The following is a 9,545-nucleotide window of genomic DNA, read 5'->3' on the forward strand; positions in this document are numbered from 1 at the left end:
TCGTTACACTTCTTTAAAATATGCCTATTTCGGACCAAAGAACCGCTTCAGATCTATCATCTCCGCCTTCATTCCGCCGCTATTTCCATGAGTCCTCTTCCAATAACGTTAGCGGAGACTGGCTTCTTGCCAACTTCCCTTGCCCATACCGATAATTGTCCAGCGTGATGGATATGATGGGCAATAACATGACGCATAATCTCGCCCCAGGTGTCAACGGCTACTTTCCCATTTGGCTGGGGATCCAAGTGTGGGCGGTGCTCCATACTGTTGTCCCAGGCGAGTACGAAGCTCTCCACATCCATTCTAAAGGCGCGATCAAGCTCGCGCACCTTCGCCAAGCTGTCATAAGCATTGAAGCTTTCTTGAAAATCAGGCTTTCCTTGAAGCGCACGAATCCAGCTCCATTCTACGTCGACCATATGGAAGAGCGTATGTAAAATTCCACCAATCCCGCCTGTCCGGGCACGCAGCAGTTCAGTCTCAGACACGTCCTCACACCATCTGTACCAATCTTCGCGCACCAGCCAATTGTAACGAAACATCGTTTGCAAAAAATCATTCCCCCATTCAGTTTCAATCCTTCGATATCTGCAGCATCAGCTTACTACGCCGGATTAGAGGTTCCACGCCGAAAATAATTATCCTAGCAGCATGCTAGTTTTACCTTTGGCCTTCTGCTTTTTAGCAGATTCCACCCATGTGAACCCTATGCTGTGCTTTGCCGAAAATGTCGCTTGCAGATTATGAAAAGCTACGTCCTTGTCTATCCTGAGCAAAAAAGCCGTTCGCACATTCTATTGTGCAAACGGCTTTCGAATATTTATGGTTGCGCTGATTCTATTACAAAGCCGGCGCAGTAAAGGATCGTCCGGCAAACTCGGCATCCAACATGTAGAATGCATTGCTGTCCTTATCGATACGCTTCAGCTTATGGATAATATTATCGAACAGTGCTTCTTCTTCCACTTGCTCGTCAATAAACCATTTGAGGAAGTTGATTGTCGCGTGCTCGCGATCGCTGATTGCAAGGTCAGACAAATTGTAAAAACGTTTCGTATTTTGCTGCTCATGACCGTAGCCTTGCTCGAATGTGTCCAGAATGGACGAATATTCGTTATTAGGCTCGCCAAGCGCCGATAGCGTGGCACGACGGCCGCGGTCGTTCAGAAACTTGTATATTTTCATAGCGTGAAAACGTTCTTCCTCAGCTTGCACGATGAAGAAGTTTGCAAACCCGTCCAGACTCTCGCCCGAACAATACGCTGCCATTGCCAGATACACATGCGCTGAATAAAACTCAAAATTCATCTGTTCGTTTAATGCTTCTGCTAGTCCATCATTCATGCTCATGCACCTCAGCTTTCCTAGATTGTACTTATTCTAACATAAAAATAAAGAACGGCAAATGCCGTCCTTGTAAATGTATCCAAATATAAGGATTACCCGATCATTTTCTTCAATCGTTTGTAAAGCTTCTCTGCCGACGGCGCGCTTACCGTCTTCGACTTTATGACGACAAAGCATTCCAGCTTACAAGTTTTGCAATCGCCCAGGCAATCGCTCTTCTTTTGTTTAATATCCGGATATCGATTCTTCATCGCCTTATAAATCGGCTCTGAACCGTTCTTTAAATTCCGTCTGCAATATTTTATCTTCTTCAACCGATTCACCCCGCAGCGCAACGAAGGATTTGCTTCCTACTTGATGATAATGATTATCATCCCCGTTGTCAACCGCGATTTTTAAGGACATCCAATCCTTTAATCAGCTGGCTGTCTTCTTTGGCGAGCTTCTCCCTAAGCTTACTCAGCAGCTGATAGCCGGTTTTGTCATTAAAGCTGCCCGTAGCCTCCAGCTTCTCTGCCGTTTGGAATTTCCGCAGCGCTTCAGCAGTATCCTTATCGAACATGCCTTCTTGTCCAGTTGGTGTATAACCGAGCTCCTTCAGCATCAGCTGCAATGTTTTGACATCCTCCCCATAGCTGCCAACCTTCATCTCCGTACCGATCGCGAGCGGTCGCAGCTGCGTATAGGCTGGAAGCTCCACTGCAAAATCAGGCGATACCCCTGTTTTATTGATCCAAGTTCCTCCTGGTGTCTTCCACTGAGCCTCAGTTAAGCTTAAGACTGAACCATCTTTAAATTGATTAAAAGCTTGAACGACACCTTTGCCGTAGGTTTTCTCCCCAATAACCGTAGCGCCTGCGGACTCCTTCAGGGCTGCGGTGAGCACCTCGCTCGCGCTAGCGGACTGCCCATTCACGAGTACCGCAATGGGTACTTTCCATTCCTTCTCTTGCTTCGATTTGTAAGAAATCGTCTGGCGCTCGTTTTTGTAGACGACATTCAGAATAACCTTATCCTTCGGGATCAGCGTGCTTGCAATTTTAATCGTCGGCTGAAGCAGGCCTCCTGGATTAGAGCGCATATCGAGCAGCAAGCCTTTGAGCGGCTGCTTCTCTTGAAGCTCTTTGATCGCCGCCTCGAATTCATCAGCCGTCTTCTCTGCAAAGCGGCTAATCGTTACATGCCCAATGCCACCATCCAGCAGCTCGGATGTGACAGTATGTACAGGTATCGCTTCGCGCTTCAGCGTAATGGAGATCAGCTCAGCTTGATTCGCTCTTTGAACCTCAAGCGAGACGTTTGTTCCTTCCTCTCCTCTGACAAGTCCTAACAGATCATCGAAAGTCTTGCCGCTCAGCTTCTGATTATCCACGGACATGATGATGTCCTCAGGCAGCAAGCCCCCGCGCTCGGCAGGAGCTCCTTTCGTAAGCGCCGTAATAACGAACTCGCCCTCTTCTTCTCGAAGCTCGGCTCCGATTCCGAATATTTCACCTTCGTAGGACTGCGTGTAGGCATCTCCCTTTTCTTCCACCAAATAGCGGGAATAAGGATCCTCAAGCGAGCTGACCATGCCAACTGCCGCCCCGTTGATCAGCTTTTTCGGCTCGGCGCCGTTCAAATAATCTTTTATAATTTTGTTATAGGACACGGTAAATTGCTTGAACGCAGGCTCCTTGAGCATTGGATAGCGGTTTCCCATCCATAGCAGGCCTACCGTGAAGCCAATCGCCGCGAATAAAAAAGCCCCAAGTACGCAAAAGGAAAGAAACCGTTGTTTTGCAGCCGCTGATGTAAAATAGTTCATTTGTTCATCTCCTAAAAGTTTTGTGAAGCAAAACTTGCTTCGTAAGCATACGCTCCGTTTTGTGAAGCAAAACTTACATCGTAAGCATACGCTCCATTTTGTGAAGCAAAACTTGCTTCGTAAGCATACGCTCCGTTTTGTGAAGCAAAACTTACATCGCAAGCATACGCTCCGTTTTGTGAAGCAAAACTTGCGTCTAAAGCGTGCGCACTGTCTTGTATGTACGCGCCATTTTCGCTACAATCAACCTATTCTTAACTATAAAGAGCTTGGAGAGGAGCTTTACCGCTAGTATGTATAAACTTATCGCAATTGATGTTGACGACACGTTATTAACGGATGACCTAATTGTAACAGAAGGAACGAAGCGCGCCATGGAGGCTGCCATTGCGAAGGGCGTTACGGTTACGCTGGCAACTGGCCGCATGTTCGCTTCCGCTCAAAAGATCGCAAAACAAATTGATCTCAATGTTCCTATTATTACTTATCAGGGAGCCCTCGTCAAAACGCTGCTCGACGGCCAGGTGCTGTATGAACGCAATGTCCCGATTGACGCGGCTAAACAGCTTCACGCCTATGCAGAGAAAAACGGCCTGCATTTGCAGCTTTATGTTAGCGACGAGCTTTACGGGACAGAGGATAACGATAAAATAAAAGCCTATTCCAAGCTTTCGAATATTCCTTACAAAATTGAGCCTGATTTCAACAAGCTGCTTGACTTCCCGATGAACAAAATGCTTATCATTGACGATCCTGCCCGCCTCGATATTATTGCCGAGGAGCTGAAGCTGCTGATTGGTGACCGTGTCCACATTACGAAGTCCAAAGCACATTACCTGGAGTTCATGCACAAGGAAGGCACGAAGGGCCATGCTCTTGCCTTTATGGCTGAGCATTTGGGCTGTTCGATGGAGCAGACCATCGCGCTCGGCGATGCATGGAATGACAATGAAATGATCCTTGCTGCCGGACTTGGCGTGGCTATGGGGAATGCGATCCAATCGCTCAAGGATATCGCTGATTATGTAACGCTAACCAACAATGAAGAAGGCGTTCGCCACGTCATTGAGAAATTTGTGCTTGATGCATCGGCCGAATAAGCGAATCATGCCTTGCACAAGAAGAAACGGTTTCTCCGTCCTCTGCAAGAGTGGGTATCCGTTTCTCGTAGAAATAGAAGAATACTTTATCGCGTGAACATATAAAGTCTTATATTTAAATAAAAGCCAGCCCTTCGCTGAAAGCGAATGAGCTGGCTCTTCTAGATAAGGAGGTGCTGTGATTGAATTGTCCCCTATGCGGCCAACCGAATGCCTGCGGAATCAAAGCTGTCCATGAAACTCAATCCGATTGCTGGTGCTTTCACGAACAATTCCCAGAAGCTTTGCTCCAGCAGCTGCCAGTGGATATGCGCGGCAAAGCTTGTATATGCAAATCATGCTTACATAACCATTTGCGTCTGCCCGCGCGTGAGGAGGAACAGCCTCACTAAACATCCAAGCTTACTTCCAGGTAAAACCCGCTCATTTCGTAGAGTTCGTTGCTTCCTTGCGCTCCGGTACAAAAAATGCCTGCTCTACGTCTAATGCGGGCAGCGGCTTGCTGAAGTAGTAGCCTTGGATCTTCTGGCAGGAGTTATCCGTCAAAATATCAAGCTGGTCCTTCGTTTCAATCCCCTCCGCAATGACCTCCATGTTCAGATGCTGCGCCATGGCAATGATCGTCGATACGATTGCCCGATCATTGTTGTTTTCTGTAATATCCCGAATGAAGGAACGATCAATCTTCACCTTGTGGATAGGGAACATTTTGAGATAGCTAAGCGAACTGTAGCCCGTCCCGAAATCATCAAGGCTTATCCGAATGCCATATTCATTAAGCTGATTTAGAATGCTGCTGGAAAGGGATGCGTCCATCATCATGCTCTCCGTTATTTCCAGCTCAAGAAACTCAGGCTTCAAGCCGGTTTGTTCTAGTATTGCCATAATATACTCCGCAAGCTTCGGCTGATGAAACTGCTGCGAAGACAGGTTTACAGATATCGGAATGAGCGGACCGCCTTCATCATGCCATCTTCTCATTTGCTGACAAGCCTCACGCAGCACCCAAGTCCCCATTTCATAAATAAGGCCCGTTTCCTCGGCAATCGGGATAAAGAGACCGGGAGACAACAAACCTTTTGTCGGATGCTCCCAGCGCACGAGAGCTTCAATACCGATCATCGCATGATCCTCCGTGCGAATCTGAGGCTGGTAATGGAGCAGCAGCTCGCCCCGTTCGATTGCTTTTCTAAGATCGCTTTCCAGCTCGATCTTTTCCAAAAGCTGCTCATCTAGCTCATTAGAGAAAAACAAAAAGTCGTTTTTCCCTTTTTTCTTCACCTCGTACATGGCCGTATCGGCGTTTCTCAGCAACTGGCCGGCATCCTGCCCATGCATTGGGAATATTGAGATGCCTATGCTTGCAGAGACATAGAAATCACTTTCTTTTAACCGATATGGCGCTTGGATTGCAATAATGATATCTTGCGCCAGCTGCTCGATTTCGGCAAGCTCACTATAACGGCTGCATAGAAGCGTAAACTCATCACCGCCCATGCGTGCAAGCATGGCGCTGCTTTCCATGGCTGCTAGTTGTATACGCTTGCTGACTTCCTGGAGAAACTGATCGCCTACCGTATGTCCAAGCGAGTCATTAATTATTTTGAAGCGGTCAATATCGAGCACCATTACAACAAAAGGCTCCCTTGTGCTGCTGTTCGCTGTTATGGCCTCAGATATCGCTTGGTTAAACATCCTGCGGTTAGGCAAGCCCGTCAGCTCGTCATGAAACGCCAAGTGGTTGATTCTGAGCTTCGCCTGTTTCTCTTGCGTAATATCCTTGAAGATGATATAGATGCCCACAACGATACCGTCTACGACAACCGGAACATTCGAAACGCTGAGCTCTACCCTCATCCCATCATGCCTAATAATAGAGGTTTCGTGATTGAGCGTTTCGCCATCAAAGCATCGTTGAAACATCTGCCGTACGCGTTCTTGATCCTCGGATACGATAATGTCTTTCAATGTGGATATCGATTGGTTCATAACCTCTTTGCTGCTGAAGCCCGTAATCTGCAGAGCGATCGGATTATGGCTAATGACATTGCGCTGCAGATCAACGGATACGATTCCATCCTGGCTGTTCTCGTACAATGACTTATACCACTTCTCGTTTTGCTCGATTTCCGAATCCTTGCGTGCCAGCCTTTTAGCGATGTAAATGCCGAATAATGACAGCCCCAGCGTAAAGAAGATGCCTCCCGCAATAAAATAGGCAAGCCATTTGTGATCCAGTGTCACACCGTAAAACAAGGCTGATTTACTGCTGTTATGGAAATTGGCAGCTGTCATTCCCGTATAATGCATGCCGGATATGGCCGCGCCCATAATTGCTCCGCTTCCGAGTTTCTTATAGAACTCGCCCTTCCGATTCCCTTTTCGGAAATAAAACGAAAGCCAGAGTGCGGCTATGGATGCCCCAAACGCAATGAGGACGGAGAGGATAAATATTAGTGGATTATAAGTAATCGGAATAAGCATCGCGGCCATTCCAACGTAATGCATGACGGATATTCCAATTGCAAGCAGTATGCCGCCGATAAGCAGCTGTATACCTGTGAGCTCGCTTCTTCCCACTACGAATAAAGCGATAAACGCTGCCCCAATCGCAGCAAAAACGGAAAGCAGTACAATAACCAAATCGTATTCGATCGCAATAGGAAGATTCAATGCAAGCATGCCGACGAAATGCATCGACCATATTCCCATCCCCATCGATGCGGCGCCAAACGTCAGCCATCTTAATCTCGTCGTCCCTTTGGAAGTGCTTACCCGCCCTGCTAAATCAAGAGCCGTGTAAGAGGCCATTACCGCAATAATGTATGAGAAAAGGACTAACAAACTATCATAAGACCCGTGAACATGCTCCATTTAATCCCCTCGATCCTGTATATATTAATATTTTGTAAGAGCATATTTCTATTATACAATATACGTGATTCATTTTTTAATAAAATATTGAATAATAATGGCAATACTTTTTTGAAACTAACGGCTGTGCATATCTAGCATTTCGGTGCTCTGGCCCGCAGTCTCATTAAGCAGACAGCAAGCTTCATACCGTAATGAAAAAGGAGCGGCCTGGCAGATTAATACCGCCGGGCCGCTCCTTTTCCTGCTTTTCCATTTCGATTAAACAGATATTTTGTTGTCCTCTGCCTCGTCGCCAAGCTGCAGCAAATTAAGCGTACGGATGAATGACAAGGCCAAAGGCATTACGCATATAGTCCATGAAAGCATGCGTAACACATGCTCCCAGCTGCGGTTCGCAAGTACCCCCATCAGATAGATATAGAGCAGATTGACATCGTTGCTCGTAGCCAAAGAAAGCATCCACAATCGCCAGGGGAACAACAAACGGTTAAATTCAAGCACCGGTTCGCTCTGCGAACGCTTCAGCACAACGATACATAAGCAGGCAAAAGGATCGGTTATGTCCAATAAAAAACGAGGACATATCATAGCGCTTGCGAGCCGGCTCATAAGTAACCAACACACGATGTTTCATATAATTTGCCGCGAATTCGACGAACGACTCCGTCTGCTCACTTGCATGGAAAGTAACGTAAGCATATACGGAATGATCGAGTGGATCATCCAGTATACTGACACCGGCACATGAAAACTCGGTTGGGATTTGCAGCCGTCTCAGCACAAGCAAAGCCGGATACAGCTCCGCGTCGACAGCAAAGGAATCCAGCACCATAGACAGCTTTTCCTTCTTTTTGACTTTTTCCCGATCTGCCCAAGCTTCAAGCTCCGTCGCTCTTCGTTTCCACAAAGCTTCACTCTGAAGACTGATTACCTGCTCCATGTCTTCTTCCAGCGTGATGTTTCCCAATGTCCTTCCCTCCTGTTCTTCAAGAAGAAACGGCTTTGCCGTCCTTTGCAAGAGGACGGTATCCGTTTCTCGTAGAAATAGAAGAATACTTTATTGCGTGAATCATATAAAATCTTATATTTCCCCACTTATCGTCCCAGTCAGCCGTTTTCTCGCATTCACCTCCGAAATAAGAGAACCGTTCTTCCTCGGATAACGACGCTACCCAGAGCCCTGCTGGAGACAACTGCCTGGACACGCCTGCTTGGCTGAATGTGATTGCCATATTTCGGGCCATCACCGACGATTTGGCAAACAAATTACTTCATGCTGTCCCTACTTCTTGCTGTCCCTCACTCGCCAAATTCGTAAATATTACGATTAAACACCGCGTAGATATCTGCTTTTGGCTAATATATGTTTACTTCTATGCCTATCGCATTCACAAGGCAGCCATTAGGCCATCACATGCGGCTTGTATTCCTCCAAGGAATAGTCAATGTGGCGGGCAGTCAGCATCGCGCTCTCAATGATTGCTTTCCGCTTTGCTTTCAGAACAATTTGCTCCATATCGGCAAAGCTGCAGCCCTTTAATAAAGCAGCAGCATGCTCCTGCGTTCCATCCTCCTGTCCGAATTCTCCAATGAGCAGACGTATATATTCATTTCGCGTCGCCACATCCGGCATGCCATAGGTCATCTTCGTATCAAATCTCCGCCACACGGCATGATCGAGCTCTTCCTGCAAATTCGTCGCCGCCATAAATACACTGCCGCATTCGAATTCGTCCAAGCACTGCAGCAGCGTATTAACGACCCTAGCCATTTCCTTCACTTCGTCATTGTTTTCCCTTGTTCTCGCAATCGCGTCAAATTCGTCCAGAAACAAAACGCATGGCGATGCTTTGGCATATTCGAATATTTTGCGGACATTGCTCGCGGTTTCGCCAAGATGGCTGTGGATGATCGTATCCAGACGTACGAGCACGAGCGGAACGTCAAGCTGCTGCGCCATGTAGAATGCCGTCAAGGTTTTTCCCGTCCCCGGAGGCCCGTACATGACAATTTTGTTCGGAATCGGCACGTCATGCTCCTCGAATTTGTCCTTCATGGCGAGAATGGTCAGAAACTCCTCTATAATGGTCCGATTCTCTGATTGAAATACGATACGCTTCACTTTGCGCGCGCAGTCCTTAGCTGTATAGTAGGTTGCCATCTCCGAGCCTTTTGCTCTAGGAAGGCGGTTATTATTGTTTTTGCTCATTGCTGATAGAACTCCTTTAGGTTTTCATTTATTCGTAATCGTTACGCTTATACTATATCAGAATCATTACGATTTGAAAACCTAAAACATGACGATTCGATTTCACCATGACGAATTGTCAAGCTAAGTGCGACACCTCGTCCATGAAAGCTTCGTGAGCCGACCTCCACCCTAGACATTTACGGGGCCGGTTGTTAATCAA

General features: G+C 47.0%; 11 protein-coding genes. 2 read left to right on the plus strand and 9 right to left on the minus strand.

Going from position 1 to position 9,545, the window contains the following annotated elements; all coding sequences use genetic code 11:
- Positions 1-68: 68 nt before the first annotated feature.
- The 4 genes from FHS16_RS21670 to FHS16_RS21685 form a co-directional block, all read right to left on the minus strand.
- Positions 69-554: a DinB family protein gene (locus tag FHS16_RS21670; protein WP_183567627.1), complete on the minus strand. Its 486-nt coding sequence runs from the start codon at positions 552-554 to the stop codon at positions 69-71.
- A 289-nt stretch (positions 555-843) separates the two neighbouring features.
- Entirely contained in the window at positions 844-1,347 is a 504-nt protein-coding gene (locus tag FHS16_RS21675) for a ferritin (protein WP_183567685.1), read from the minus strand.
- 95 nt (positions 1,348-1,442) lie between these two features.
- Positions 1,443-1,664, minus strand: coding sequence for a DUF1450 domain-containing protein (locus tag FHS16_RS21680; RefSeq protein WP_183567629.1), 222 nt, complete (start codon positions 1,662-1,664; stop codon positions 1,443-1,445).
- 68 nt (positions 1,665-1,732) lie between these two features.
- Positions 1,733-3,157 (minus strand): S41 family peptidase, encoded by a 1,425-nt coding sequence (locus FHS16_RS21685; protein WP_183567634.1) that lies wholly within the window; start codon positions 3,155-3,157, stop codon positions 1,733-1,735.
- A 293-nt stretch (positions 3,158-3,450) separates the two neighbouring features.
- Here FHS16_RS21685 and FHS16_RS21690 point away from each other — a divergent pair, with 293 nt between their 5' ends.
- Both FHS16_RS21690 and FHS16_RS32700 read left to right on the plus strand, forming a co-directional pair.
- Positions 3,451-4,257, plus strand: coding sequence for a Cof-type HAD-IIB family hydrolase (locus FHS16_RS21690; RefSeq protein ID WP_183567637.1), 807 nt, complete (start codon positions 3,451-3,453; stop codon positions 4,255-4,257).
- Between the two features lie 182 nt (positions 4,258-4,439).
- The gene (locus tag FHS16_RS32700; RefSeq protein WP_183567639.1) at positions 4,440-4,649 is read left to right on the plus strand and encodes a cysteine-rich CWC family protein; all 210 of its coding nucleotides are present in this window, start codon (positions 4,440-4,442) and stop codon (positions 4,647-4,649) included.
- Between the two features lie 31 nt (positions 4,650-4,680).
- On the opposite strand, the gene FHS16_RS21700 is transcribed toward FHS16_RS32700, so the two are convergent.
- The 5 genes from FHS16_RS21700 to FHS16_RS21720 all read right to left on the minus strand — a co-directional run bounded on the left by FHS16_RS21700 (position 4,681) and on the right by FHS16_RS21720 (position 9,343).
- Positions 4,681-7,131: an EAL domain-containing protein gene (locus tag FHS16_RS21700; RefSeq protein WP_183567642.1), complete on the minus strand. Its 2,451-nt coding sequence runs from the start codon at positions 7,129-7,131 to the stop codon at positions 4,681-4,683.
- A 261-nt stretch (positions 7,132-7,392) separates the two neighbouring features.
- Positions 7,393-7,584 carry an iron chelate uptake ABC transporter family permease subunit gene (locus FHS16_RS31915; RefSeq protein WP_246431889.1) on the minus strand — a complete coding sequence of 64 codons (192 nt, stop codon included), beginning with the start codon at positions 7,582-7,584 and terminating at the stop codon, positions 7,393-7,395.
- 43 nt (positions 7,585-7,627) lie between these two features.
- Positions 7,628-8,101 carry a hypothetical protein gene (locus FHS16_RS21710; RefSeq protein ID WP_246431890.1) on the minus strand — a complete coding sequence of 158 codons (474 nt, stop codon included), beginning with the start codon at positions 8,099-8,101 and terminating at the stop codon, positions 7,628-7,630.
- Between the two features lie 19 nt (positions 8,102-8,120).
- The gene (locus FHS16_RS32485) at positions 8,121-8,366 is read right to left on the minus strand and encodes a hypothetical protein (protein WP_312891018.1); all 246 of its coding nucleotides are present in this window, start codon (positions 8,364-8,366) and stop codon (positions 8,121-8,123) included.
- Positions 8,367-8,536: 170 nt separating this feature from the next.
- Positions 8,537-9,343, minus strand: coding sequence for an AAA family ATPase (locus tag FHS16_RS21720; protein ID WP_183567648.1), 807 nt, complete (start codon positions 9,341-9,343; stop codon positions 8,537-8,539).
- Positions 9,344-9,545 lie beyond the last annotated feature (202 nt).

Source organism: Paenibacillus endophyticus (genome assembly GCF_014192395.1).
Classification (GTDB): Bacteria; Bacillota; Bacilli; order Paenibacillales; family Paenibacillaceae; genus Pristimantibacillus; species Pristimantibacillus endophyticus.

Excerpts from the sequence above, each read along its gene's own strand:
- FHS16_RS21675 (WP_183567685.1), bottom strand. The coding sequence starts at position 1,347 with ATGAATGATGGACTAGCAGAAGCATTAAACGAACAGATGAATTTTGAG.
- FHS16_RS21685 (WP_183567634.1), bottom strand. The coding sequence starts at position 3,157 with ATGAACTATTTTACATCAGCGGCTGCAAAACAACGGTTTCTTTCCTTT.
- FHS16_RS21690 (WP_183567637.1), top strand. The coding sequence starts at position 3,451 with ATGTATAAACTTATCGCAATTGATGTTGACGACACGTTATTAACGGAT.
- FHS16_RS21700 (WP_183567642.1), bottom strand. The coding sequence starts at position 7,131 with ATGGAGCATGTTCACGGGTCTTATGATAGTTTGTTAGTCCTTTTCTCA.
- FHS16_RS32485 (WP_312891018.1), bottom strand. The coding sequence starts at position 8,366 with ATGGCAATCACATTCAGCCAAGCAGGCGTGTCCAGGCAGTTGTCTCCA.
- FHS16_RS21720 (WP_183567648.1), bottom strand. The coding sequence starts at position 9,343 with ATGAGCAAAAACAATAATAACCGCCTTCCTAGAGCAAAAGGCTCGGAG.